Genomic DNA, 23,188 nt, shown 5'->3' with positions numbered 1-23,188 from the left:
CCGCGCGGGAGGCACCCTGCGCCCCCGGATCAGCGCAGGGCTTCCAGCACCGCGTCTTTCAGACGGCAATCGCGGATCGTGTCCGATCCGCAGCGGCGCGGCTCCAGATCCCTGGTCAGGCAGATCCGCACCTCCTGGATCATGCCCTCTTTGCAGGTGACGGTGATCTGGTCGCGCTCCAGCCCAGGATTGGATTCGAGAAAGGCGCCCTCGATCACCTCGGCGGGCACTTTCAGCGTCTTCGTCATCTTCGTGAAAACCGGCGGGATGGTGACGCCGGTGAAGGCGCGGCGCGCGGTGGCATAATAGTCGCGGGGGGAAAGGCCCGAGCAGCGTCCGTGCTTCTTCCACTGATGGAAGGCATAGCCCGCCCCGCCCATCAGATCGGCCATAGCGGCGGTCTCGGCCCGGGTGGGGTCGTTGTGGGTGGTGCGGCAATAGTCCGGCCAGCCCTGTTCGTATTGCGGCCACAGCCCGTGCAAGACGAAACCGTGCCTGCGGCCCCGGTCGCATTGCGGATCGGCCCGCGCGTCGCCCTCTTGCGCGCACCAGGCCGGGGACCAGGACAGCGACAGGACGTAATAGTCGAAATCGCCCGGTTTCCCGTCCCCGGCCAGCGCGGCGGCGGGCAGGAACAGTGTCGTGAGCCAGGCGGCCACCCGTTTCAATTTCACTTTCCCTTCCCCCGGAATCGCACTATACGGCAAGGGATTCCCCGACATCGGAGAACCGCGGGCCAGGCCCGCAGCCGTTTTCCCGGCCCGGGAGAGATTTGTAAAGGCCGGCCCGCCGCGTCGGGCAGAAGCTGAAAGGAAGTCTTATGACGAAGCCGATCATGGCCCGCGCGACCGCCGTCTGGCTGGTGGACAACACGACGCTGACCTTCCGACAGATCGCCGACTTCTGCGGCATGCACGAGCTTGAGGTTCAGGGCATCGCCGATGGCGACGTGGGCGGCGGCGTGAAAGGGTTCGACCCGATCGCCAACAACCAGCTCGACCAGGTCGAGATCGGGCGCGGCGAAAAAGACCCGCTCTACAAGCTGAAGCTGAAGTTCAACGCCGCCGCCGTGGGCGAGGAAAAGCGCCGCGGCCCGCGCTACACGCCCCTGTCGAAGCGCCAGGACCGCCCGGCGGCGATCCTCTGGCTGGTCAAGTTCCACCCGGAACTGTCGGACGGCGCCATCGGCAAGCTGGTCGGCACCACCAAGCCCACGATCCAGTCGATCCGCGAGCGCACCCACTGGAACATCCAGCACATCACCCCGGTCGATCCGGTGGCGCTTGGCCTGTGCCGCCAGTCGGAACTCGACGCCGCCGTGCAGCAGGCGGTGCGCCGCAAGGCGGCCGAGGGCCATGTCATGTCGGACGACGAGCGCCGCAAGCTGGTTTCCACCGAGCAGAGCCTCGGGATGGAGCCGAAGGCCCGCGTCGGCGAGGATCCGACCGGGCTTGAGGTCTTCGGCGGCGAGGAAGAAAAGGACGCGAACGAATCCAAGGACTTCTCGGACGCCGAGAGCTTCTTCTCGCTGCCCGCGGGCGGCCAGGACGAAGACGAGGACGAGGACGAAGACGACCACCGCTGAGTGGCTTTCCGCCGAATTGAGGAAAACCCGGGCGGATGGCCCGGGTTTTTTCATTCAGGCGCCTTACTGCGGCTCGATTCGGATGCGACAGCGGAAAGCCGCCGCCCCCGCATCGCGCCCGCTCCTGCCGGCCTTGCGGCGGCGGCTCCCGCCGACCAGATCAGAGGCTGCCATGCAAAAATCCTTCCTCTCCTGTGCTGTCGCGGCGCTCGGCCTGGCGCTTGCCTTCCCGGCCCTGGCCTGCGAACGGCCAGCGCAGCGCCAGACTATCCATGCCGAATTCACCAGTTGGGTGAACGATCTGCGCGCCTCGCGCGGGCTGAAACCGCTGCGGCCCTCGGCCTCGCTGGAAAAGGCGGCCACCGCACATGCCTGCGACATGGCGGGGCGGAATTTCATGGGCCATCGCGGCTCGGACGGCTCGACGCTGAAAACCCGGCTGCGCAGCGTGGGCTATGGTCTTTCCACCGCCACCGAGAATGTCGCCCGCAGCAGCCAACCGCCCTCGTCGGCAACGGCGGCGCGGCTGTGGAGCAATTCGCCCGGCCATCTGGTCAATCTTCTGAACCCGCAGATCACCGAGATGGGGCTGGCCGTGATCGAAGGCGAGGGCGGCAGCTATTACGTTTTCGTCGGCGCGAAACCGCGCGGCTAGCGCGGCCAGCGCGCCGACGAGAGCACCCCGGCCCCGGGCGGCGGCGGATCGCCCGCCTCCCAGGCATATAGCCGGATATGGCCGGGCGTCTTGCCGTCCGGCGCGGCGATGATCCGCCATTCCAGCGCGAAACCCTCGGGCAACAGCCCCTCGGCCCAGAAGGCGATCTCTTCGCTTTCCAGCACCTCGGAGGGCTCCGCGCTCCAGCCCTCGCCGCCCCAGAACACCAGCGCCTCGATCTCGGGCTGGCGCAGGGCAAGTTGCGCCAGCGGCAGCAGGAATTCCTCTTCCGGGGTCTTTGGCGCGGGGGCGCGGGCCATGCGGTGCTCCTGTTTTCCCGACCTGGCAGAAGGCGCCGCCCCGTAAGGCTGCCGCTTCCCGCAAGGCCCGGGGCGTGTTAGGTCTGCGATCATGAACCCGCTTCCCACCAAAGACCAGATCCGCCAGTGGATTACCGACAATCCCGGCCTGTCCTCGAAACGCGATGTCGCCAAGGCCTTCGGGCTGAAAGGCGAGGACCGCGCCGAGCTGAAACGCCTGATGCGCGAGATGGAGGCCGAGGGCGATCTGGCGAAAAGATCGCGCCGGTTCCAGGCCAGGGGCGAGTTGCCCCCGGTGGCGCTCTTGAAGGTGCTGCCGCCCGATCCCGCCGGCGATCTGTTCGCCGAGGCGATGGAGGAAGGCGTCGACCCGGACGCCGGGCGCATCCTGATCGTGCCGAAGAAGGGCGATCCGGCGCTGGCGGCGGGCGACCGCATCCTCGCGCGGCTCTCAAAAGTGGATCTCGACGATTACGCTTACGAGGCGCGGCTGATCCGGCGGATCGGCTCGAACCCGCTCAAGGTGCTGGGGGTGTTCCGCAAGGGATCGGAAGGCGGGCGTATCCTGCCGATCGACAAGGGCCAGGACAAGGAATGGCGCGTCCGGCCCGAGGACGACATGGGCGCGCGCGACGGCGAACTGGTCGAGGGCGAATCCATCGGCAACCGCCGCCTCGGCCTGCCGCAGGCGAAGATCACCGCGCGCCTCGGCGATCCCGCCGGGCCGCGCGCGGTCAGCCTGATCGCGATCCACCAGCACGGCATCCCCGACCAGTTCCCCGACAAGGCCATGGCCGAGGCCGACAACCCGCCCCCGGTGACGATGGAGCACCGCGAGGATCTGCGCGATCTGAACCTCGTCACCATCGACCCGGCCGATGCGCGCGACCGCGACGATGCGGTGCTGGCGCTGCCCGATACCGAGCCGGGCAATCCGGGCGGCTTCATCCTCTGGGTCGCCATCGCCGATGTGGCGCATTACGTCCGCCCCGGCTCGGCGCTCGACCGTGAGGCGCGGCGGCGCGGCAATTCCACCTATTTCCCCGACCGGGTGGTCCCGATGCTGCCCGATATGCTGTCGGGCGATCTCTGCTCTTTGCACGAACATGTGGACCGGCCCTGCATGGCGGTGCGGATGCGGATCGATGCCTCGGGAAGCAAGATCAGCCACCGCTTCATGCGCGGGATGATGCGCTCGAAGGCCAGCCTCGAATACGGCCAGGTCCAGCGCGCCGTCGATGGCGAGCCGGATGCCGTGACCGAACCGCTGCTCGATCCGGTGCTGCGCCCGCTTTACGCCTGCTACGAGGCGTTGAAACGCGGCCGCAGCCTGCGCCAGCCGCTGGATCTGGACCTGCCCGAGCGGCAGATCCTGCTCTCGGACGAGGGCAAGGTGCTTTCGGTCGCCTTCAAGGAACGGCTCGATGCGCACCGGCTGATCGAGGAATGCATGGTCATGGCCAATGTCGCCGCGGCCGAGGAATTGCAACGCCTGCGCCACCCGCTGCTTTACCGGGTGCATGAAGAGCCCAGCCCCGAGAAGCTGGACGCTTTACGTGAGGTCGCCCAGGCCTCGGGCTTCACGCTGGCGAAGGGTCAGGTGCTGAAAACCTCGCATCTGAACAACCTTCTGCGCCAGGCCGAGGGCAGCGAGTTCGACGAGCTGATCAACATCTCGACCCTGCGCTCGATGACCCAGGCCTATTACGCGCCGCAGAATTTCGGGCATTTCGGGCTGGCGCTGCAAAATTACGCGCATTTCACCAGCCCGATCCGGCGCTATTCCGATCTGGTCGTGCATCGCGCGTTGATCCGGGGGCTTGGTCTGGGCAAGGACGGGCTCTCGGATTTCGACATCGAGAACCTGGAAGAGACCGGCAAGCTGATCTCGGACGCCGAGCGCCGCAGCATGGCGGCCGAGCGCGATACGGTGGACCGCTACCTGGCGGCGTATCTCTCGGACCGGGTGGGATCGACCTTTACCGGCCGCGTCTCGGGCGTGCAGCGCTTCGGCCTGTTCATCAAGCTGGACGAGACCGGCGCCGACGGGCTGGTGCCGATCCGCGAGGTCGGGCGCGAGTTCTTCCATCACGACCCCGACAGCCAGACCCTGATGGGATCGGACACCGGCCTGACCATCGGCATCGGCCAGAAGGTCACCGTCCGGCTGGCCGAGGCGGTGCCGGTGACCGGCGGGCTGATGCTGGAACTGGTGGAAATCGAGGACCGCCCGCTGCCCTCGGGCCGGGCGGCGCGCGGGCGGGGCAAGCCGCCGCGCCGCGCTTTGGGCAAGGCTGCCGCCGAAAAGGCGGCGAAGCGGCGCGTGGTCAGAAGGCGCAAATGATGCGGGGATTGATTCTGGCGCTGACCCTCGCCGCCACACCGCTGGCGGCGCAGACCGTCCCCGAACCGGAGGGCAGCATGACCGAAGGGCGCGAGGACGAATCCGCCGCCGGCTTCCGCCAATGGGTGGGCGCGTTCCGCGAGACCGCGCTCGCCGCGGGCATCCCGGCCACGGTCTACGACCGCGAGATGCGCAGCGCCGAGTTCCTGCCCGATGTCGTGCGCCGCGACCGCAACCAGACCGAATTCACCAAAACGATCTGGGATTATCTCGACATCGCGGTCTCCGACGAGCGCATCCGCATGGGCCGCGAGGCGCTGGCGGAACACACTCAGTTGCTGGAGCGCATCGAGGCCGAATACGGCGTGAATTATGAGATCGTGCTGGCGGTCTGGGGGCTGGAAACCTCGTTCGGCACCTGGCGGGGCGACACCGACACCATCAGCGCGCTGGCGACGCTGGCCTATGACGGGCGGCGGGCGGAATTCTTCGCCGATCAGCTGATCCAGGCGCTGAAGATCCTCGACGCGGGCGAGGTCGCGCGCCCGGCGATGCGCGGAAGCTGGGCCGGGGCCATGGGCCACACCCAGTTCATGCCGACAAGCTGGGCCGAATTCGCGGTGGATTTCGACGGCGACGGGCGGCGGGGTATCTGGAGCGACGATCCCGCCGATGCTCTGGCCTCGACCGCCAACTACCTGCGCCACCACGGCTGGGTGAAGGATGCGCCCTGGGGGATGGAAGTGCGCCTGCCCGAGGGCTTCGACTATGCCGAAACCTCGGAGCGGGTGGTGAAACCCGCCGAAGGCTGGCGCGCGCTCGGGGTGCGGCCCATGGCCGGGGGCACATTGCCGGAGGGCGACAGCGTGTCGATCCTGCTGCCCGCCGGTGCCTCGGGCGCGGCTTTCGCGATCTGGCCGAATTTTCAGGTGATCGAGAGCTACAACCCCGCCGACGCCTATGTGATCGGCATCGGCCATCTGGCCGACCGCATCCTGGGCGGCCCGGCGATTGCGGCATCCTGGCCGCGCCACTGGCAGGCGCTGACGCTGGAGGAACGCAAAGAGGTGCAGGGGCTCCTGACCGGGGCCGGGTTCGACGCCGGCGGGGTCGATGGCCGGGTCGGGCCAAAGACGGTGGCAGCGGTCAGGGCCTGGCAACAGGCCCGGGGCCTGGTGCCCGATGGCTACGCCAGCCCCGACGTGCTGGCCGCGCTGCGGGCGGAAAAGCCTTAAAGCCCCAGCAGGCCGGGCAGTTCCGCCATGTCGTGAAACAACGGCACCCCGAGCGCAGCGAGGCCCCGTGCCGGTGCGGCCTCTGGCCCGTGCGGGGCGAAGCCCCAACACGGGATCCCGGCCGCGAGCGCAGCGAGCGCCCCCGAAGGGCTGTCCTCGATCACCATGCAGCGCGCGGGTTCGGCCCCGCAGGCCCGCGCCGCCGCCAGATAAAGATCGGGCGCCGGTTTCGGCCTGCCCATGGCATGGCCCGACAGCACGGCGCGGAACCGCGGCAACAGCCCCCGCGCGCCAAGCGTGATCTGCATCTTCTCATCCGTGCCGTTCGAGCCGACCGCATAAGGAATGCCCGCCGCATCCAGCCGGTCGAACACCTCCAGCACGCCCGGCATCAGCGGCACGCCTTCGGCCAGCATCGCATACATCTTGCGGTAAAAATCCGCGGCCCAGGTTTCGGGCAGCACCCCGCCGCGCGCGCGGACGCGGTTGCCCACATCCTCGACCGTGCCGCCGATGTAATCGGTCTCCAGGTCGTGCACGGTCAGCGGAAAACCGTGGCCAGCGAGATCCGCGATCAGCAGCCGGAAGGTCGGTGCTTCGCTGTCGACGATCACGCCATCGCAATCGAACAGAACGGCGGCGGGCGGGGTCATGGCGCTTCCTTTGGTCATCCGGGCGGGCGGATAACACGCGCCGCCGCCGGATGGTAGCGGTAACGTCACCCCGGCGCGCGCAGGAGCGTCACCCATGTGTCGCCATAGCGGCGCTGATCCAGCGGCTCGAATCCCGCGGGCGGCGCGGGGGCGGTGCCTTCCTCCCAGACCACCAGCGCGCCGGGGGCAAGCCAGCCACCTTCGACCGCCGAGGCCAGCGCCGCCTCGCCGAGCGCCTTGCCATAGGGCGGGTCGAGGAACACCAGCCCATAGCCCGGCCCCCGGTTCGGGCCGAGCCTGGTCGCATCGCGGCGCCAGACATCGGTTGTGCCCATGGCCTGCATCTTCTCGATATTGCGGCGCAAAAGCGCGCGCGCCGCAGCGCCGTCATCGACGAAAGCCACCCGCGCGGCGCCGCGCGACAATGCCTCCAGCCCGAGCGCGCCGGTGCCCGCGAACAGATCCAGCACCCGCGCGCCCGTGACCGGATCGCCGTAGCCGCCGTTGATCAGCAGGTTGAAGATCGCCTCGCGCACCCGGTCGGAGGTGGGGCGCAGATGGGCGGCCTGATCGCCCGCGCCGACCTCGGCCAATTGCAGCCCGCGCCGCGCGCCTCCGATGATCCGCATGTTTTCGCCCTTACTTCAGCAGCGCCTTGAGGTCGGGCGCGCTGCGCACCGCCTCGGGGTCAGGCGATTTGCCGGCTTCGATCAGGCGCTTGCCGACCATATAGGCCCGCGCATCGCCCATCGCATCCACCGCCAGCAGCTTATCGCCGCGGTAATACCAGAACGAGGTGCCGCCCTCGTCGCGGGTCACGACATGATCGTAACCCGTATTCAGCCCGGCGATTTGCAGCTTCAGATCGTATTGATCCGACCAGAACCACGGCCGCGCCTGGTAGGGCTGGCCAGCGCCGAGCATGTTCGCCGCCACCGCCTCGGCCTGGTCGATGGCATTGCCGACCGATTCCAGCCGGATCCGGCCGCCCTGCCAGGGAAAAGACGCGCAATCGCCCGCAGCCCAGACGGACGGGTCCGAGGTGCGGCCCATCTCGTCGGTGGCGATGCCGTTGTCGAGCACCAGCCCCGCCGCCGCCGCGAGATCGGTGCCCGGGGTGATGCCGACGCCGGTGATCACGAAATCCGCCGGCAGTTCGCGCCCGTCCAGGAGCCGCACGCCTTCCGCGCGGGTCTCGCCGAGGATGCGCTCCAGCCCGGTCGCCTCAAGAATCGTCACGCCCTTGTCGCGGTGCAGGGTGCGGATGAAATCCGAGGTCTGCGGCGCGGCCACCCGGTTCAGGATGCGCGGCGCGGCCTCGATCAGCGTGACCTCAAGCCCGAGTTTGCGCGCGACCGCCGCCGCCTCCAGCCCGATATAGCCGCCGCCGACCACCACCACCCGGCGGCCGGGCGCGAATTCGGCGCGCATCCGGTCCACATCCGCCAGCGTCCGGACGGTATAGACGCCACCCAGATCGCCGCCGATCACCGCGGGCAGGCGTCGGGGCGCCGAGCCGGTGGTCAGGGCAAGCTGGTCGTAGGGAATCGCCTCGCCGCCGACCGTCACCGTCTTCGCCGCCGGGTCGATGGCCCCGACCTTGTGACCGAGGCGCAGATCGACGTTGTTGTCGGCCCAGAACTCGGGCGCGCGCAGCCAGAGGCGTTCCTCCTCCATCTCGCCAAGCAGATAGGCCTTGGACAGCGGCGGGCGCTGATAGGGCGGCGCAGGCTCGTCGCCGATCAGGGTGATCGCACCCGGATGGCCGAGCGCGCGCAGCTTCGCCGCCAGCGCCGCGCCCGCCTGACCTGCACCCACGATCACGACCCGCATGGCCGAACTCCCTCTGGAAACATCCCCGGGGCGGAGCCTATAACCGTGCGGGCAACAGGCGCAACGCGCGAGGAGACCGGAAATGGCGGAAATCACAGTCGGGGCGCAACTGCCCGCAGCGAAACTCTTGCAGGTCGGCGCCAGCGGGCCCGAAGCGGTGGAACTGGGCGAGAAGCTGAAGGGCCGCAAAGTGGTGATCTTCGGCCTGCCGGGCGCCTATACCGGCACCTGCAGCAATGCCCATGTGCCGAGCTTCATCCGCACCGCAGGGGCATTCCGCGAGAAGGGCGTGGCCGAGATCATCTGCGTTTCGGTCAACGATCCCTTCGTCATGGCGGCCTGGGCGGACTCGACGGGCGCGAAGGCGGCCGGGCTGACGTTCCTTGCCGACGCCGATGGCGGGTTCACCAAAGCCATCGGCCTGGCCTTCGACGTGCCGCCCGCAGGGCTGTTCGGCCGCTCGAAACGCTATGCGCTTCTGGCTGAGGACGGGGTGGTGAAGGTGCTGCACCTGGAAGCCTCGCCCGGGCAATGCGACATCTCGGGCGGCGAGGCGCTGCTGGCCGAAGTGTAAGCAAAGCTGAGGTTCAGGAAGGCTGAGGTTCAGGAAGGCGGGGGGCTGTCTGCCCCCCGGCTCATCGCGTGCCGCGATGAGCTCCCCCCGAGGGTATTTGCGTCAGGGTGAAGATCAGGGCTTTTCGGCGCGGATCTCGCAGAGGCAGCGGATGTCGGCACCGTGGTCGCGGATCACCTCGGCCCCTGGCGCGAATTTGTCGAGTTTCGTGGCCAAAGCGAGGTCGAGCGCGGTGAGGCCCCTGGCGGAATGGGTGGTCAGGGTCACATCCACGATATTGTAGCGGTTCGACCAGTCGGGGTGGTGGTCGGCCTTTTCCGCCGCCAGCGCGGCGCGGGCCATGAAAGCGAAGGCTTCCGGAAAGTTGCGGAATTTCCAGATCTTGCGGATCGCGTCCTGGCCTTCGGCCGCGCGCCAGCCGGTGGATTCGAGTTCTGGCAGGCGGGATTTGCGTTCGTCTTCGCTCAGCAGGGTGGCAGCCATGGTTCAAGCCTTTCCTTGTCAGATCAGCGCATCGTCTTTGGTATTCGCCCGGATCAGCGCCGGACGGTCTTTCAGCCGGTTCCAATAGGCCTGGAAGGCATCGGTTTCGGGCAGGCTGCCGAAGCGCATCCCCCAGCCGACCTGGCTGCCGACATAGACATCGGCGGCGGTGAAGCGACCATCGGCAATATAGTCGTGGTTCCCCAGGTACCCCGAGAGCGTGCGCACCACGCGATCAAAACTGCCGTAGCCGGCGCGGCCCTCCTGCTCGGGGCCTTCGGGTTTCCAGCCGAAGGAGGTGTTGGTCACCGCGGCCTCAAGCGGCCCGGCGGCGAAGAACATCCAGCGGTAGAAGCTGGCGCTGTCCTGCGCCATCAGCCCTTTTTCGGGGAATTTCTGCGCGAGCCAGGTGCAGATCGCCGCGACCTCGGTGACGACGGTTTCGCCCAGCACCACGGTGGGCACCTTGCCCATCGGGTTCAGCGCCAGATAGCCCGGCGCGTTCATATCGGCGCCGTAGCCGAGGACCACGGTCTCATAGGGCTCTTCCAGTTCCTCCAGCATCCAGCGGATCATGCGGCCGCGCGACATCGGATTGGTGTAGAAGGTCAGCATTCCTCTTCCTTTCCTCCGCTTTCCGCTCCGCCGCGCCGGAACGGGCCGAACCGGGTCAGAACCCCGATATCCTCGCCGGTGGCCGCGCGCTCGGCCCGCAGGTAATCCGCCACCGCGCGGCGAAAGCCCGGATCGGCGATCCAGTGCAGCGAATGGGTCTCGACCGGCAGATAGCCGCGGGCGAGCTTGTGTTCGCCCTGCGCTCCGGCCTCGACCCGCGACAAGCCGTTGGCGATGGCCCAGTCGATGGCCTGATAATAGCACAGCTCGAAATGCAGTGCCGGGTAATCGCCGGTGGTGCCCCAGTAGCGGCCGTAAAGGCAGTCGCGCCCGATGAAGTTCAACGCGCCCGCCACCGGCCGGGTTCCGTCAAAGGCCATGACCAGCAGCATGTCGCTGCGCATCGTGGCGTGGAAGGCGTCGAACGCGGCACGGGTCAGATAGGGGCGGCCCCATTTGCGGCTGCCGGTGTCCTGGTAGAAGGCCCAGAACGCATCCCAGTGCTCGGGCAGGATGTCGTCGCCGGTCAGCGCGCGGAGGGTCAGGCCATGGGCGCGGGCGGTCTCGCGTTCCTTGCGGATCGTCTTGCGCTTGCGCGAGGCGAGATCGGCGAGGAAATCCGCGAAATCGCCGTAGCCGCGGTTCAGCCAGTGGAACTGGCTGGTGACACGGTGGAGAAGGCCGTCATGCCCGGCCAGCGCCCGGGCCTCGGCTTCGGTGCAGAAGGTGATGTGCAGCGAGGACAGATCGTTGCCCGCGGCGAGGCCGATGGCGGCGCTGGCCAGATCGGCGCGAAGGGCCTCGGGGCCGAGGAAGCGCCGACCGCTGGCCGGGGTGAAGGGCACCGCGACCTGGAGCTTGGGGTAATAGCGCCCGCCCGCGCGCTGGAAGGCCTCGGCCCAGCCATGGTCGAAGATATATTCGCCCTGGCTGTGGGTTTTCACATAGAGCGGCAGCGCGGCGCGCACCTCGCCGTTTTCGCGCAGCACCAAGGGGCGCGGCAGCCAGCCGGTGCCCTGGCCGACAGAGCCCGACTGTTCCAGCGCCATGAGGAAGCGGTGGGTGGTGAACGGGTCGAGCGGCCGGCCGGTCGCCTGTTCCGGCGCCGCCAGCGCGTCCCATGCGGCGGCGGTGATCTCTGTCAGGCTGTCGAGAAGAACGAAGTCCGGCATCCTGGCTCCGCTGGCTTTGCGCCGAGGCTATGTGGCCGCGGGGCGAAGGGAAAGGGCTCAGGCCGGGATCGGCGCGGCGTAGCCCTCGAAGGTGATATTGTCGGCGATACGGCGCGCACAGGCCTCGTCCGCGGGCGAGCGGATGGTCCAGCACAGCACCGCCGCGCCTTCGGCTTTCAGTTCGGCGACGCGCGGGCGGGGCAGGTCGGCGGCTTCGTGGCTGATGAAGCTGCTTTCGCTGCTTGCGTAATCCGGAATTTCCCGCAGCCGCGCGCAGGTGGCGGGGTCGAGCGGCGCCCACTCGTCGGGGTCCCAGGCCGAGGTGGTCAGCCCGCGCGGCACCGAGGGCGCGAGCCGGGCCATATGCGCCACCGAATGGGGGTTGAAGGACATCACCGCCACCTCACCCCGGTAATCCGCCAGCAGGCGCGCGGTGGCGGCCTCAAGCCGGCCGTCGGTTTCGGACATGGCGAGCGTCTGGTCCTTCAGCTCGATCAGCAGCGGCACCCGGCCGGAGACCAGGTCCAGCACTTCGGCCAGCGTCGGAATGCGGTCCTCGCTGCCCCTGAGCGTGAGGGCGGTCAGCCCGGCCGCGCTCAGGGCGCTGACCGGGCCGGTCGCGGCGGTGAGCCGGTCGAGCCCGTCGTCGTGGAACACCATCGCCTCGCCGTCGCGCGACAGTTGCAGGTCGATCTCGATGCCGTAGCCCGCGGCGATGGCGGCGCGGATCGCGGCGGGCGAATTCTCGATCACCCCCGCCGCGCGGTCATGCAGCGCGCGATGCGCGAGCGGCAGGCGCAGGAAGCCGGGCGGCAGGGGGACGCGGGCCATGGCGGCGCTCAGGCGATCTCGAAGATCGCGTCGATCTCGACCGCGACGCCGAGCGGCAGCGAGTTCGACGAGACCGCGGCACGGGCATGGCGGCCCTTGTCGCCCAGCACCTCGACCATGAAATCCGAGGCGCCGTTGATGACCTTGGGCTGGTCGGTGAAATCCGGGGTGGAATTGACGAAGCCGGTCAGTTTCACCAGCCGCACCACGCGCCCCAGATCGCCGCCGCACGCCTTTTTGACCTGCGACAGCAGCGAGATGGCGCAGCGCCGCGCGGCCTCGGCACCCTGTTCCACCGACAGATCGGCGCCCAGCTTGCCCCTGATCGGCCCGGATTCGTTCTGGCTGATCTGGCCCGAGACATGGACGAGATTGCCGGTCTGGACGAAGCCGACGTAATTGGCGACCGGCGCGGGGGCGTCGGGCAGGGTGATGCCAAGCTCGGCGAGACGGGCTTCGATGGACATGGGCTTTCCCTTCGGATCGGTGCGTTCGGCCGGACCCTGCCAGAAGGCCGGGGGCGGGGCAAGCGCCTGCCCCGCGTCAGGTGAGGTCAGCTTTCGCGGAAGGCGCGATTGAAATAATCGGCGAAGGGTTTGATCAGATAGGCGAAAGGCGTCTGCGCCCCGGTCTGGATGAAGGCTTCGACCGGCATGCCGGGCAAAAGCGCCAGCCCGCCCAGCTTTTCCGCCTCATCCGCGTGCAGCACGATCTCGACCCGGTAGAAGCTGACATGCGCGGTCTGGTCGGTGAAGGCATCGGCCGAGACGAGCATCACCTTGCCCTTCAGATGCGGGGTGGTGCGCGAGGAAAAGGCAGAGAACACCAGCTCCACGTCCTGGCCGGTGTGAATCTGATCGATGTCGATGGGCGAAACCCGGGCGGCGATCATCAGCGGCCGGTCCTGCGGCACGATGTAGAGCACCGCCTCGGCCGGGCGCAGCACCGCGCGCGGCGTGGTCACCGCAAGGCCCAGCACCACCCCCGACACCGGCGCGCGGATATCCAGCCGCGCGACCTGTTCGCGCAGCCCCCGGCGACGTTCGGCGAGTTCCAGTTCCAGCGGCGCGATCTCGCGCAGCTGGTCGGCGGCCTGTTCACGGCGGCGCAGGCTGATGGCGCCGATCGACAGTTCGATCTCGGTGATACGCTCCTCGGCCTGGGCGCGGTTGGCGATCAGATCGCCGGTCTGGCCCAGAAGCCGCGCCTCCTCGCGTTGCAGCGCGAGGACCGAGGCCGCCTGGGCGAGGCCGCGGTCCAGCAGGGTCTTCTGGCTGACCAGCTCCTGGCGGATCAGGTCGAGCTGGATGCGGATCGCCTCGGCCTGGGCGTCGATGCCGGTGATCCGGGCGCGGATCTGTTCGATCTGGCGGTTGAGCTGCTCCACCTCCTTTTCCGCCGCCTCAAGGCGCGCGTCGAACAGGCCGAGCTGTCCGTCGATCTGATCGCGCACCGTGGGGCTGGCCCCGGCCTCGGCGACGAGATCCGGCGGAAAGACCGGCCGCGCCGCGCCGTCGCGCTCGGCCTCAAGCCGGGCGCGCTGCGCGATGGCCTCGGACAACCGGCCCTCGACGATGGCGAGTTCGGTCGACAAGAGCGCACCGTCCAGCCGGATCAGCACGTCGCCGGCCTGGACCCTCTGGCCCTCGGTCACTTCGATCCCGGCGACCACGCCGCCGTCGGGATGCTGCACCACCTGGCGGTTCTGTTCGACCTCGATCTGGCCCGGGGCGACGATGGCGCCCGACAGGCTGGCGGTCGCGGCCCAGATCCCGAAGCCGAAGATCAGCGCGAACAGCGCGAGAAAGCCCAGCACCAGCGGGCGGCGGATCGACCAGAGCGGACGGCTCGCGCTCATGACACGCCCCCTTGGATGGAACCGGCGTTGATCGGCCGCGCGATGTCGCCCGCGTTCTTCACCGCCTCGCGCAGCACCTGGTCGCGCGGGCCGAAATGCTGGGCCATGCCGTCCTTCATCACCAGCAGCAGATCGCATTCCTGGATCGCCGCCGGGCGATGCGCCATGATGAAGACCGCGCAGCCGTCCTGCTTGGCCTGGCGGATGGCGTGGTTCAGCGCCATCGAGCCGTCGTTGTCGAGGTTCGAGTTCGGCTCGTCCAGCACCAGGATCACCGGATCGCCGTAAAACGCCCGCGCAAGGCCGATGCGCTGGATCTGCCCGCCGGACAACTGGCCTCCCATGGTCGAGACCTGGGTGTCGTAGCCCGCGGGCAGCCGCAGGATCAAATCGTGGACCGCCGCCTTCCTGGCCGCCGCCACGATCTTCTCCGGCTCGGCCGAGGCATCGAGCCGGGCGATGTTCTCGGCGATGGTGCCGTCGAACAGCGTGACCCGCTGCGGCAGATAGCCGATGTAGCTGCCCAGAACGTCCGGCTCATACTGATCAAGCGTGGCGCCATCGAGCCGGATATGGCCCGCCGCCGGTGGCCAGACGCCGCAGATCGCGCGGGCGAGCGAGCTTTTGCCCGAGCCCGAGACCCCGATCACGCCGATGGCCTGACCCGGCCCGACCCGCAGCGAGATGCCGCGCAGCACCGGGCGGCTGTCGCCCGGCGGCACCACGGTCAGGCCGCTGGCCTCGATATTCGCGGCGGGGCGCGGCAAAGCGGTGCGCATGGGCTCGGCCGGGGCATCGTCCAGCAGTTTCACCAGCCGCTCGCGCGCGGCCCGCGTGCGCGACATCATCGGCCACTGGCTGATCGCGCCTTCGATCGGTTGCAGCGCGCGGCCCAGAAGGATCGAGCCCGCGATCATCGCCCCCGCCGAAAGATCACCCCTCAGCACCAGCCAGGCCCCCAGCCCGAGGATCGCCGATTGCAGGAAGATCCGCAGGGTTTTCGTCAGCACCTGATAGCTGCCGGCGGTGTCGGCCAGCGTCATGCCTTTCGCCAAGGCCTCGCGGCGCAGACCATACCAGCGGGCGAAGGCGCTGCCGCTCATCCCGAGGGAACGGACGAGTTCCGATTCCGCCTTGAGATTCTCGGCCTGACGCTCGGCGGCGAATCCGGCCAGCGTCGCCTCGCGCGTGATCTGATCGGTGCCGGACTGGTTGGCCCAGGCCAGCGCCATCAGCAACAGCGACGCGGCCACCGCGAACCAGCCAAGCCAGGGATGGAAGATGAACAGCGCCGCGATGAAGACCGGCGTCCAGGGCAGATCCAGCAGCGATTGCAGCAGAGGCGAGGCCCAGAACCGGGCGATGGTTTCAAGATCGCCCTGCGCCGTGCGCGCGGCGCCGTCGCCCGGCACGACCGAGAGCCGCCGGAACGAGGCCGACAGCACCCGCCGGTCCAGCGCCTCCTGGAAACGGGCGCCGATCCGGGCGAGGATGCGGCCCCGGGCGTGATCCAGCAGCCCCATGACCAGAAACAGGAAACAGGCCAGCAGGGACAGCGCCAGCAGCGTGGGCTCCGAGCGCGACAACAGCACCCGGTCGTAGATTTGCAGCATATAGAGCGGCGAGGTCAGCATCAGCAGATTGGCGAAGACCGAGAACAGAAACGCCGCCATCAGCGCGCCTCGCGACAGGGATCTGACCGCGGCAAGCTCGCCCCGCCCGTGATGGCCGATGTCTTTCTTCAATTCCACGCTCCGAAATACGCCGCCATGGCCAAAGCCCGCCAGTCGCAACATCGCATAACGAATGCGTGTTGTCTTGCGCTTTGCCAGGCCGTAATCCTGACCTTCAATTCACGAAAAAAGCGTGAAAACCAGTCCCGAGCGCGCCCGAGTTTTCAGTCATGACCCCTGCCCCCACGATCCGCGACCGTTGCGGCCGCCTCATCGCCCTGAGCCTTGCGCTGGCCGCGCTGTCGGGCTGCGCCCGGGGGCCGGCGCAGGACGGCATCAACGATCCGCTGGAGCCGGTGAACCGCGGAATCCACGGGCTGAACAAGGGGCTGGACACCGCTTTGGTGCGGCCCGCGGCAAAAGCCTATGGCACCGTGGTCCCGGGGCCGGTGCGCCAGGGCGTCTCGAACGTGGCCGATACGCTGGATCTGCCGGGCGTGGTGATCAACCAGGTGCTTCAGGCCCGAATCGGCGAGGCGGCGACCAATACCCTGCGCTTTGCGGTCAATGCCACCGCCGGGCTGGGCGGGCTGGTCGACGTGGCCTCGGTTCTGGGCATGCCGAAGACCGATGCCGATTTCGGCCAGACGCTGGCGGTCTGGGGTGTGGGCGAAGGCCCCTATGTGGAACTGCCCGTCGAAGGGCCGTCGACGCTGCGCGACACGGTGGGCTTCGCGGTCGATCTGGCGATGAACCCGGTGGGCAATGTCTTCGACGGCGACGACGAGACCGCAACCCTGGGGATCGAGGCGCTTTCACGGCTAAATGATCGCTACCGTTATTCCGATACGGTCGATTCCATCCTATATGAGAGCGCCGACAGCTATGCGCAGCTTCGGCTGTTGTATCTTCAGAACCGCCGGCACGAGATCGCGAAGGTGCGCGGCGGTGCCGACGGGGGGGCGGATGACGGTTTCATCGACCCCTATGACGACGGTTTCATCGACCCCTACGAGGACTGACATGCCTGGTAAAATCGTTTCCGGCCTCTCGCGCCGCTGTTTCCTCGGCACGGGCCTTGCCGCCGCCGCCGCGCTTGGCGCCGCGCCTGCCTTCGCGCTGAACGACGCCGAAGCGCGGGCGCTGATCGACAAGGCCGTGGGCGAGATCAACGCGATCATCAACTCGGGCCGCTCGGAAAAGCAGATGTATCCCGAGTTCGAGAAGCTGTTCGTGCGCTACGCCGATGTGCCGCAGATCGCGCGCTCGACGCTGGGGAACGCGGCGCGCTCGGCCTCGGACGGGCAGATGAAAGCCTATACCCAGGCCTTCCAGGGCTATATCAGCCGCAAATACGGCCGCCGCTTCCGCGAATTCATCGGCGGCAAGATCGAAGTGACCGGCGCGCGGCCGCTGAAAAGCTATTTCGAGGTGATCTCGACCGCGCATCTGAAGGGCGAGGCGCCGTTCGAGGTGCGCTGGCATGTCTCGAACAAGAGCGGCAGGAATCTGTTCTTCAACATCATCATCGAAGGCGTGAACATGCTGGCCTCCGAGCGCACCGAGATCGGTGCCATGCTGGACCGGCGCAAGGGCAATATCGACGCGCTGATCGAGGATCTGAAAAAGGCGTAAGCGCCTCTGGCAGGCCAGGGATGCCTCCGGCGGGGGTATTTGGGTCAGGATGAAAGCGGCATTCGTTTCATGAGAAAGGCCCGCCGGATCGTCTCCGGCGGGCCTTCGCCTGTCGTGCAGCCTGTCAGTAATGATAGGCGCGTTCGCCGTGCGAGGTAAGGTCGAGCCCTTCGCGTTCGGCATCGGCGGTGACCCGCAGCCCGCCGGTCAGCGCACCGACCACCTTGAACAGGATGAACGAGACCACCGCGCACCAGACGATGGTGATCCCCACCGCCGCGACCTGGTAGAACAGCTGCTCGCCCATGCCGCGCTCGCCTGCGAAGCCCTGGCCGCCAAGCGCCGGGGCGCAGAAGATCCCCGCGCCGATGGCGCCGGTGATGCCGCCGATGCCATGGATGCCGAACACGTCGAGGCTGTCGTCATAGCCGAGTTTGATCTTCACCACCGCCACGAACCAGTAGGCCAGCGCCGAGGCGATCGCGCCGAGGAAGATCGCGCCGACCGGCCCGACCACGCCCGCCGCCGGGGTGATGGCCACGAGGCCCGCGATCATCCCCGAGACCGCGCCCAGCATCGACGCCTTGCCGCGCAAAACCGCCTCGACCAGGATCCAGCCGATGATGCCGCCCGCCGTCGCGGTGAAGGTGTTGATCATCGCCAGCCCCGCCAGCGTGCCCGCGCCGAGCGCCGAGCCGACGTTGAAGCCGAACCAGCCGACGAACAGGATCGAAGCGCCCACCATGGTCAGGGTCAGCGAATGCGGCGTCATGTTCTCTTTGCCGTAGCCGATGCGCTTGCCGACGCAGATCGCGCCGACCAGCGCCGCGATCCCGGCGTTGATATGCACCACCGTGCCGCCGGCGAAGTCGAACACTTCCCAGCCGAAGAAGAGGCCATTCGCATCCCAGGCCATATGCGCCACCGGGAAATAGACGAACGTCGCCCAGAGCAGGCTGAACAGAAGCGCGGCGCGGAATTTGATCCGCTCGGCAAAGCCGCCGATGATCAGCACCGGGGTGATGCTGGCGAAGGTCATCTGGAAGGCGATGAACACATATTCCGGTATGGTGCCCGCCAGGCTGTCGGGGGTTACGCCCGCAAGGAACAGCTTGCCGAAACCGCCGAAATACGGCCCCTCGCCGCCGCCGAAGGCGAAGGAATAGCCGTAGACCACATAGACCACCATCATCATCGCGGCGATGGTCGTGGTCTGCATCAGCAAGGACAGCATGTTCTTGGTGCGCACCAGCCCGCCGTAGAACAACGCGATCCCCGGAAAGATCATGAAGAGCACGATGACGGTCGAGACCATCATCCAAGCGGTGTCGCCGGTATCAGGCGCGGGCGCGGCTTCGACGATCTCTTCGACGGTTTCGGCCGCCTCCTGGGCCCAGGCGGGCAGGCCGGCGAACAGCGCGGCAGGCGCCGCCAGGCCAGCGAATTTCGTGATTTTGTTCATCTGGTGATTTCCCCTTCCCTGGGTCTTTGTCAGATCGCGTCGTCGCCGGTCTCGCCGGTGCGCACCCGCACGGCCTGTTCGACATCGAGCACGAAGATCTTGCCGTCGCCGATCTTGCCGGTTCCGGCGGTGCGGGCGATGGTGTCGACCACCTGGTCGGCCAGCGCATCGGGCACGACGATCTCAAGCCGGACCTTCGGCACGAAATTCACCGCATATTCGGCCCCGCGATAAATCTCGGTATGGCCCGATTGCAGGCCGAAGCCCTTGATCTCGGTGACCATCATTCCGCGCACGCCGATCGTGGTCAGCGCCTCGCGCACCTCGTCGAGCTTGAACGGTTTGAGTGCTGCAATGATCAGTTTCACATCTGTCCCCTTTCGCCTCTCGCGGATCCCGTGGCCGGCGGGTTCCCGGGGAAATCAGGCGGGATTTCGCAGGTGCAGCACAAGAAAACGGCGGGCGCCGGACCGGCCGGACATGCTGCGATGGCAGAAATTGCGCATAATCGCCGCCGACTGCCCGGATTTTGGGCACCGATGGGATTCGAATCGCGGGAGCCCGGCCTTCGCATTGGCGGGAAAGCAGGCTATGTTGCCCGCCATTACACGAGAACACGCGACGAAAGCGGACAGTCAGGCAATGGCAACGAGTGGCGGGGGCAAGCGTCCCCTTGTGGCAGACAGGCGTTATCCGGCCGGCGGCGCGAAGCCGAAGGCCAAAGCGGCGCCGCCGCCGAAAAAGCGCAAACCCGACCCGAAACCGCGCCGTCCGCGGCGGCGGCATGGTTTCATCGCGGGCACGCTTCTGTTCTTCTGGCGCATCGTCTGGGGCGTGCTCTGGCGCGTCACCGCCGTGGCCACGATGGTGGTGGGCGGCGTGGTCTTTTACTTCTACAGCCAGCTTCCGCCGGTGGACTCTCTGCTCGACGGCCGCGCCCGCGGCTCGGTCACGCTGCTCGACCGCGACGGCAAGGTCTTCGCCTGGCGGGGCGAGACCTTCGGCGGCCAGATCACCGTCGACAATGTGTCAAAGCATCTGCACGACGCCATCGTCGCCACCGAGGACAAGCGCTTCTACTATCACCTCGGCGTCTCGCCCCGCGGCATCGCCAGCGCGATCCGCATCAACCTGGCCGAGGGGCGCAGCGCCTTCCAGGGCAACGGCGGCTCGACCATCACCCAGCAGGTGGCGAAACTTCTGTGCCTTGGCGTGGCCTATGACCCGGCGCAGTGGAAATCCGAGGCGGAATACGAGAACGACTGCCGCGGCGGCGGCATCCGGCGCAAGATCAAGGAAGTGCCCTATGCCATCGCGATGGAGCTGAAATATTCCAAGAAAGACATCCTGACGATCTACATGAACCGCGCCTACCTGGGCGCGGGGGCGCGCGGCTTCGAGGCCGCGGCGCAGCGCTATTTCGGCAAATCCGCCGCCAATGTCTCGCCGGCCGAGGCGGCGATGCTGGCCGGTCTGTTGCAGGCGCCCTCGGCGCTGGCGCCCACCGCCAATCTGGAACGCTCGCAGAACCGCGCCAATGTGGTGATCGGGCTGATGGAGGAGCAGGGCTATCTGACCAAAGCCGAGGCCGATGAGGCGCGGCGCAATCCGGCGCAACTGTCCGAGGCCGCGCGGCAGCGGAACGGCGGTTTCTTCGCCGACTGGGTGATGGAGACCACGCCCGACTACCTCGCCCGCGACACCACCGAGGATGTGATCATCGAGACCACGCTCGACCAGCGGATCCAGGCCCAGGCCGAGGCAGCGCTGGCCCATGTGTTCGACAGCAAGGTCAAGGAGGGCTCCACCGCCCAGGCCGCTATCGTGGTGATGAGCGCGGATGGCGCCGTGCGCGCCATGGTCGGCGGACGCGCGATCCCGAGGGCGGGCGATTTCAACCGCGCGACCATGGCTTTGCGCCAGACCGGATCCTCGTTCAAACCCTTCGTCTATGCGGTGGCGCTGGATCTGGGCTACAGCCCGCTCGATTACGTCGACGACAGCCCCTATACGATCAACGTCCCCGGTTCGGGCCCCTACAGCCCCAAGAATTACGACGGCAAATTCAAGGGGATGATCACTCTCACCCAGGCTCTGGCCGAAAGCCGCAACATCCCGGCGGTGAAGATCTCGGAACTGGTGGGCCGCGATCTGGTGAAAAAGGTCGCTACCGATTTCGGCGTGGCCTCGAAGATGGCCGACGGCCCCGCGCTGGCGCTCGGCGCCTCGGAATCGACGCTGATCGAGATGACCGGCGCCTATGCCGGGATCCTGAACGGCGGCTCGTCGGTCACGCCCTACGGGCTGCGCGCGCTCAAGCTGAAGGGCGAGGACGAAGAACTGTTTGGCCAGGGCGGCGGCATCGGCGAACGGGTGATCTCGGAACGCGCCGCCCATGCGCTGATCTATATGATGAGCGAGGTGATCAACGGCGGCACCGGCACCCGCGCCCGGCTTCCCGACCGCGAGGCGGCGGGCAAGACCGGCACCACCAATTCGGCGCGCGACGCCTGGTTCGTGGGGTTCACCGCCGATTACGTGGTGGGGGTCTGGCTCGGCTACGACGACAACCGCCCGCTGACCGGGGTGACCGGCGGCGGCCTGCCCGCCGACATCTGGCGCGAGGTGATGGTGCGCATCAACGAAGGCGTGGCCGCACAGCCCCTGCCGAAAGAGATCCCTCCCAACACGGTCTCGGGCACCGGGGGCCTCGCCCCCTCGCCCGATATCGGCGGGGTCGAGCGGCCGATCCTGCCCGAGGAAGTGCCCTATTTCGACGGCTCGAACGCCCCGGTCTACCAGGGCGGCTCGACCGAACAGGGTATGCCCGACGCGCGCCGCCAGGAAGAGATCGACCGCGCAGTGCGCGAGGCGCTCGGGATCAACTGACCCGGGCGTCCGCCCTTAGCGCCGCGTCGTATTCTTCGCGCCGGATGCCCACAACAGGCGCCCGGAACCGACCGCACCTTGTCTTTCACCTTGATGGAAATACCCCACGGGGGTGCGGGGGTGTGAAACCCCCGCTTCCGCCAGCAGTCAGAAGCGACCGCTCACAGCACCGCGGCGATCGCCTTCGCCAGCAGCGGCACGGTTTCCCGGTTCAGCCCGGCGATGTTGATGCGCGAATCGCCCACCATGTAGATCGCGTTTTCCTCGCGCAGGCGGTTCACCTGGGCCTCGCTCAGCCCGAGGCGGCTGAACATGCCGCGATGATGCGCCACGAAGTCGAAACGGTCCGAATTGGTGGCCTTGCGCAGTTCCTCGGCCAGCTGCACCCGCAGGTTCAGCATGTTGAGCCGGGTCTCCTCCAGCTCGACCACCCATTCCGCGCGCAGCGCGGGGTCTTCCAGGATCATCGTCACCAGCCGCGCGCCATGGTCGGGCGGGAAGCTGTAATTCTGCCGGTTCAGGAAGTTCAGATTGGCCTGGACCACCGCCTTGCGCTCGGGCGAGGTCAGCGCGATCAGGATGCCGGTCCGCTCACGATAGATGCCGAAATTCTTGGAACAGGACGCGGCGATCAGCACTTCCGGGAAGGCCGCGGCCACCTTGCGGGTGGCTTCGGCATCCGCATCCAGCCCGTCGCCGAAGCCCTGATAGGCCAGATCGACCAGCGGCATGGCCTTCTTCGCCTTCAGCACCGCGATGATCTCGTCCCACTGGGCCGGGGTCGGATTGGCGCCGGTCGGGTTGTGGCAGCAGCCGTGCAGCAGCACCACATCGCCCTCGGCGACGCGGCCCAGATCCTCGATCAGCCCGGCGAAATCCAGCCCCGAACCTTCCACGTCGAAGTAACGGTATTCCGCCATCGGAAGGCCGAGGAATTTCACGATCGAAGGATGGTTCGGCCAGGTCGGCGCCGAGAGCCAGATCTTCGCCTGGGGCCGCGCCAGCCGGATCAGCTCCAGCGCCTGACGAAGCGCGCCGGTGCCGCCCGGGGTCGAGATCGAGGCCGCGCGATCCGCATAGCCCTCGCCCAGGATCAGCCCCTGCATAGCAGTGTTATAGGCCGGCTCTCCGGCCAGGGCGGTGTAGGTCTTGGTGGTCTCACTCTCCCACAGCTTCTTTTCCGCCGCCTTGACGGCGCGCATCACCGGGGTCAGCCCGGTCGCGTCCTTGTAGACCCCGACGCCGAGGTCGATCTTGCCGGCCCGCTTGTCCTCGCGGAACATGGCCAGAAGTTGCAGGATCTTATCCTGCGGCTGCGGGTTCAGAGCCTCAAGCATTTTCCCCTCATTCGCCCTTTCAGGGCCTTACAGA

Annotated in this window: 23 protein-coding genes; 8 read left to right on the top strand and 15 right to left on the bottom strand. The window is 67.7% G+C overall.

Annotated features, from left to right (window positions below; genetic code table 11):
• Positions 1 to 29: 29 nt before the first annotated feature.
• Positions 30 to 668 (bottom strand): ribonuclease T2 family protein, encoded by a 639-nt coding sequence (locus tag XINFAN_RS03115; protein WP_435530840.1) that lies wholly within the window; start codon positions 666 to 668, stop codon positions 30 to 32.
• Positions 669 to 820: 152 nt separating this feature from the next.
• Here XINFAN_RS03115 and XINFAN_RS03110 point away from each other — a divergent pair, with 152 nt between their 5' ends.
• Positions 821 to 1,585: a DUF1013 domain-containing protein gene (locus XINFAN_RS03110; protein WP_124085040.1), complete on the top strand. Its 765-nt coding sequence runs from the start codon at positions 821 to 823 to the stop codon at positions 1,583 to 1,585.
• A gap of 172 nt (positions 1,586 to 1,757) precedes the next feature.
• The gene (locus XINFAN_RS03105) at positions 1,758 to 2,240 is read left to right on the top strand and encodes a CAP domain-containing protein (RefSeq protein ID WP_160144522.1); all 483 of its coding nucleotides are present in this window, start codon (positions 1,758 to 1,760) and stop codon (positions 2,238 to 2,240) included.
• On the opposite strand, the gene XINFAN_RS03100 is transcribed toward XINFAN_RS03105, so the two are convergent.
• The gene (locus tag XINFAN_RS03100) at positions 2,237 to 2,560 is read right to left on the bottom strand and encodes a hypothetical protein (RefSeq protein ID WP_124085038.1); all 324 of its coding nucleotides are present in this window, start codon (positions 2,558 to 2,560) and stop codon (positions 2,237 to 2,239) included. The genes XINFAN_RS03105 and XINFAN_RS03100 overlap by 4 nt on opposite strands.
• Positions 2,561 to 2,651: 91 nt before the next feature.
• On the opposite strand from XINFAN_RS03100, the gene rnr reads away from it, so the two are divergent.
• Together rnr and XINFAN_RS03090 are read left to right on the top strand one after the other, a co-directional pair.
• Positions 2,652 to 4,904 (top strand): ribonuclease R, encoded by a 2,253-nt coding sequence (gene rnr, locus XINFAN_RS03095; protein ID WP_124085037.1) that lies wholly within the window; start codon positions 2,652 to 2,654, stop codon positions 4,902 to 4,904.
• Positions 4,904 to 6,139 (top strand): lytic murein transglycosylase, encoded by a 1,236-nt coding sequence (locus tag XINFAN_RS03090; protein WP_124085036.1) that lies wholly within the window; start codon positions 4,904 to 4,906, stop codon positions 6,137 to 6,139. The genes rnr and XINFAN_RS03090 overlap by 1 nt, the downstream gene beginning before the upstream one ends.
• On the opposite strand, the gene XINFAN_RS03085 is transcribed toward XINFAN_RS03090, so the two are convergent.
• From XINFAN_RS03085 to XINFAN_RS03075, 3 genes are all read right to left on the bottom strand, one after another.
• The gene (locus tag XINFAN_RS03085) at positions 6,136 to 6,792 is read right to left on the bottom strand and encodes an HAD family hydrolase (RefSeq protein WP_124085035.1); all 657 of its coding nucleotides are present in this window, start codon (positions 6,790 to 6,792) and stop codon (positions 6,136 to 6,138) included. The genes XINFAN_RS03090 and XINFAN_RS03085 overlap by 4 nt on opposite strands.
• Before the next feature lie 65 nt (positions 6,793 to 6,857).
• Positions 6,858 to 7,421 carry a 16S rRNA (guanine(966)-N(2))-methyltransferase RsmD gene (gene rsmD / locus XINFAN_RS03080; protein WP_124085034.1) on the bottom strand — a complete coding sequence of 188 codons (564 nt, stop codon included), beginning with the start codon at positions 7,419 to 7,421 and terminating at the stop codon, positions 6,858 to 6,860.
• Positions 7,422 to 7,431: 10 nt separating this feature from the next.
• Positions 7,432 to 8,625, bottom strand: coding sequence for an NAD(P)/FAD-dependent oxidoreductase (locus tag XINFAN_RS03075; protein WP_124085033.1), 1,194 nt, complete (start codon positions 8,623 to 8,625; stop codon positions 7,432 to 7,434).
• An 82-nt stretch (positions 8,626 to 8,707) separates the two neighbouring features.
• Here XINFAN_RS03075 and XINFAN_RS03070 point away from each other — a divergent pair, with 82 nt between their 5' ends.
• Positions 8,708 to 9,199 carry a peroxiredoxin gene (locus tag XINFAN_RS03070; RefSeq protein WP_124085032.1) on the top strand — a complete coding sequence of 164 codons (492 nt, stop codon included), beginning with the start codon at positions 8,708 to 8,710 and terminating at the stop codon, positions 9,197 to 9,199.
• Between the two features lie 114 nt (positions 9,200 to 9,313).
• Here the strand turns inward: XINFAN_RS03070 and XINFAN_RS03065 are convergent, their stop codons facing one another.
• The 7 genes from XINFAN_RS03065 to XINFAN_RS03035 form a co-directional block, all read right to left on the bottom strand.
• The gene (locus XINFAN_RS03065) at positions 9,314 to 9,682 is read right to left on the bottom strand and encodes a 4a-hydroxytetrahydrobiopterin dehydratase (RefSeq protein WP_124085031.1); all 369 of its coding nucleotides are present in this window, start codon (positions 9,680 to 9,682) and stop codon (positions 9,314 to 9,316) included.
• Between the two features lie 18 nt (positions 9,683 to 9,700).
• Entirely contained in the window at positions 9,701 to 10,297 is a 597-nt protein-coding gene (locus tag XINFAN_RS03060; RefSeq protein ID WP_124085030.1) for a glutathione S-transferase family protein, read from the bottom strand.
• Positions 10,291 to 11,469, bottom strand: coding sequence for a GNAT family N-acetyltransferase (locus tag XINFAN_RS03055; RefSeq protein ID WP_124085029.1), 1,179 nt, complete (start codon positions 11,467 to 11,469; stop codon positions 10,291 to 10,293). The genes XINFAN_RS03060 and XINFAN_RS03055 overlap by 7 nt, the downstream gene beginning before the upstream one ends.
• A 57-nt stretch (positions 11,470 to 11,526) precedes the next feature.
• Entirely contained in the window at positions 11,527 to 12,300 is a 774-nt protein-coding gene (locus XINFAN_RS03050) for a glycerophosphodiester phosphodiesterase family protein (RefSeq protein ID WP_124085028.1), read from the bottom strand.
• Between the two features lie 8 nt (positions 12,301 to 12,308).
• Positions 12,309 to 12,767, bottom strand: coding sequence for a RidA family protein (locus tag XINFAN_RS03045; RefSeq protein WP_124085027.1), 459 nt, complete (start codon positions 12,765 to 12,767; stop codon positions 12,309 to 12,311).
• 86 nt (positions 12,768 to 12,853) lie between these two features.
• Positions 12,854 to 14,158, bottom strand: coding sequence for an HlyD family type I secretion periplasmic adaptor subunit (locus XINFAN_RS03040; RefSeq protein WP_124085026.1), 1,305 nt, complete (start codon positions 14,156 to 14,158; stop codon positions 12,854 to 12,856).
• Positions 14,155 to 15,903 carry a type I secretion system permease/ATPase gene (locus tag XINFAN_RS03035; RefSeq protein ID WP_435530839.1) on the bottom strand — a complete coding sequence of 583 codons (1,749 nt, stop codon included), beginning with the start codon at positions 15,901 to 15,903 and terminating at the stop codon, positions 14,155 to 14,157. The genes XINFAN_RS03040 and XINFAN_RS03035 overlap by 4 nt, the downstream gene beginning before the upstream one ends.
• A 158-nt stretch (positions 15,904 to 16,061) precedes the next feature.
• On the opposite strand from XINFAN_RS03035, the gene XINFAN_RS03030 reads away from it, so the two are divergent.
• A complete protein-coding gene (locus XINFAN_RS03030; protein WP_124085024.1) occupies positions 16,062 to 16,853 on the top strand; it encodes an MlaA family lipoprotein in 792 nt (263 codons plus the stop codon).
• Between the two features lies 1 nt (position 16,854).
• Positions 16,855 to 17,466 carry an MlaC/ttg2D family ABC transporter substrate-binding protein gene (locus XINFAN_RS03025; protein ID WP_124085023.1) on the top strand — a complete coding sequence of 204 codons (612 nt, stop codon included), beginning with the start codon at positions 16,855 to 16,857 and terminating at the stop codon, positions 17,464 to 17,466.
• A 124-nt stretch (positions 17,467 to 17,590) separates the two neighbouring features.
• Here the strand turns inward: XINFAN_RS03025 and XINFAN_RS03020 are convergent, their stop codons facing one another.
• Both XINFAN_RS03020 and XINFAN_RS03015 read right to left on the bottom strand, forming a co-directional pair.
• Positions 17,591 to 18,928 (bottom strand): ammonium transporter, encoded by a 1,338-nt coding sequence (locus XINFAN_RS03020; protein WP_124085022.1) that lies wholly within the window; start codon positions 18,926 to 18,928, stop codon positions 17,591 to 17,593.
• Positions 18,929 to 18,957: 29 nt separating this feature from the next.
• The gene (locus tag XINFAN_RS03015; RefSeq protein WP_124085021.1) at positions 18,958 to 19,296 is read right to left on the bottom strand and encodes a P-II family nitrogen regulator; all 339 of its coding nucleotides are present in this window, start codon (positions 19,294 to 19,296) and stop codon (positions 18,958 to 18,960) included.
• Between the two features lie 274 nt (positions 19,297 to 19,570).
• On the opposite strand from XINFAN_RS03015, the gene XINFAN_RS03010 reads away from it, so the two are divergent.
• Positions 19,571 to 21,817, top strand: coding sequence for a transglycosylase domain-containing protein (locus tag XINFAN_RS03010; protein WP_124085020.1), 2,247 nt, complete (start codon positions 19,571 to 19,573; stop codon positions 21,815 to 21,817).
• Positions 21,818 to 21,978: 161 nt separating this feature from the next.
• Here XINFAN_RS03010 and XINFAN_RS03005 read toward each other — a convergent pair whose 3' ends face one another.
• Positions 21,979 to 23,154 carry an amino acid aminotransferase gene (locus XINFAN_RS03005; RefSeq protein ID WP_124085019.1) on the bottom strand — a complete coding sequence of 392 codons (1,176 nt, stop codon included), beginning with the start codon at positions 23,152 to 23,154 and terminating at the stop codon, positions 21,979 to 21,981.
• Positions 23,155 to 23,188: the final 34 nt, after the last annotated feature.

It is taken from the genome of Pseudogemmobacter humi (genome assembly GCF_900609055.1).
Taxonomy (GTDB): Bacteria; Pseudomonadota; Alphaproteobacteria; order Rhodobacterales; family Rhodobacteraceae; genus Pseudogemmobacter; species Pseudogemmobacter humi.
The sequence above is the reverse complement of the archived record's forward strand: the minus strand, read 5'-3'. Positions and strand labels throughout refer to the sequence as shown.

Excerpts from the sequence above, each read along its gene's own strand:
- XINFAN_RS03110 (WP_124085040.1), top strand. The coding sequence starts at position 821 with ATGACGAAGCCGATCATGGCCCGCGCGACCGCCGTCTGGCTGGTGGAC.
- XINFAN_RS03105 (WP_160144522.1), top strand. The coding sequence starts at position 1,758 with ATGCAAAAATCCTTCCTCTCCTGTGCTGTCGCGGCGCTCGGCCTGGCG.
- XINFAN_RS03100 (WP_124085038.1), bottom strand. The coding sequence starts at position 2,560 with ATGGCCCGCGCCCCCGCGCCAAAGACCCCGGAAGAGGAATTCCTGCTG.
- rnr (WP_124085037.1), top strand. The coding sequence starts at position 2,652 with ATGAACCCGCTTCCCACCAAAGACCAGATCCGCCAGTGGATTACCGAC.
- XINFAN_RS03090 (WP_124085036.1), top strand. The coding sequence starts at position 4,904 with ATGCGGGGATTGATTCTGGCGCTGACCCTCGCCGCCACACCGCTGGCG.
- XINFAN_RS03085 (WP_124085035.1), bottom strand. The coding sequence starts at position 6,792 with ATGACCCCGCCCGCCGCCGTTCTGTTCGATTGCGATGGCGTGATCGTC.
- rsmD (WP_124085034.1), bottom strand. The coding sequence starts at position 7,421 with ATGCGGATCATCGGAGGCGCGCGGCGCGGGCTGCAATTGGCCGAGGTC.
- XINFAN_RS03075 (WP_124085033.1), bottom strand. The coding sequence starts at position 8,625 with ATGCGGGTCGTGATCGTGGGTGCAGGTCAGGCGGGCGCGGCGCTGGCG.
- XINFAN_RS03070 (WP_124085032.1), top strand. The coding sequence starts at position 8,708 with ATGGCGGAAATCACAGTCGGGGCGCAACTGCCCGCAGCGAAACTCTTG.
- XINFAN_RS03065 (WP_124085031.1), bottom strand. The coding sequence starts at position 9,682 with ATGGCTGCCACCCTGCTGAGCGAAGACGAACGCAAATCCCGCCTGCCA.
- XINFAN_RS03060 (WP_124085030.1), bottom strand. The coding sequence starts at position 10,297 with ATGCTGACCTTCTACACCAATCCGATGTCGCGCGGCCGCATGATCCGC.
- XINFAN_RS03055 (WP_124085029.1), bottom strand. The coding sequence starts at position 11,469 with ATGCCGGACTTCGTTCTTCTCGACAGCCTGACAGAGATCACCGCCGCC.
- XINFAN_RS03050 (WP_124085028.1), bottom strand. The coding sequence starts at position 12,300 with ATGGCCCGCGTCCCCCTGCCGCCCGGCTTCCTGCGCCTGCCGCTCGCG.
- XINFAN_RS03045 (WP_124085027.1), bottom strand. The coding sequence starts at position 12,767 with ATGTCCATCGAAGCCCGTCTCGCCGAGCTTGGCATCACCCTGCCCGAC.
- XINFAN_RS03040 (WP_124085026.1), bottom strand. The coding sequence starts at position 14,158 with ATGAGCGCGAGCCGTCCGCTCTGGTCGATCCGCCGCCCGCTGGTGCTG.
- XINFAN_RS03030 (WP_124085024.1), top strand. The coding sequence starts at position 16,062 with ATGACCCCTGCCCCCACGATCCGCGACCGTTGCGGCCGCCTCATCGCC.
- XINFAN_RS03025 (WP_124085023.1), top strand. The coding sequence starts at position 16,855 with ATGCCTGGTAAAATCGTTTCCGGCCTCTCGCGCCGCTGTTTCCTCGGC.
- XINFAN_RS03020 (WP_124085022.1), bottom strand. The coding sequence starts at position 18,928 with ATGAACAAAATCACGAAATTCGCTGGCCTGGCGGCGCCTGCCGCGCTG.
- XINFAN_RS03010 (WP_124085020.1), top strand. The coding sequence starts at position 19,571 with ATGGCAACGAGTGGCGGGGGCAAGCGTCCCCTTGTGGCAGACAGGCGT.
- XINFAN_RS03005 (WP_124085019.1), bottom strand. The coding sequence starts at position 23,154 with ATGCTTGAGGCTCTGAACCCGCAGCCGCAGGATAAGATCCTGCAACTT.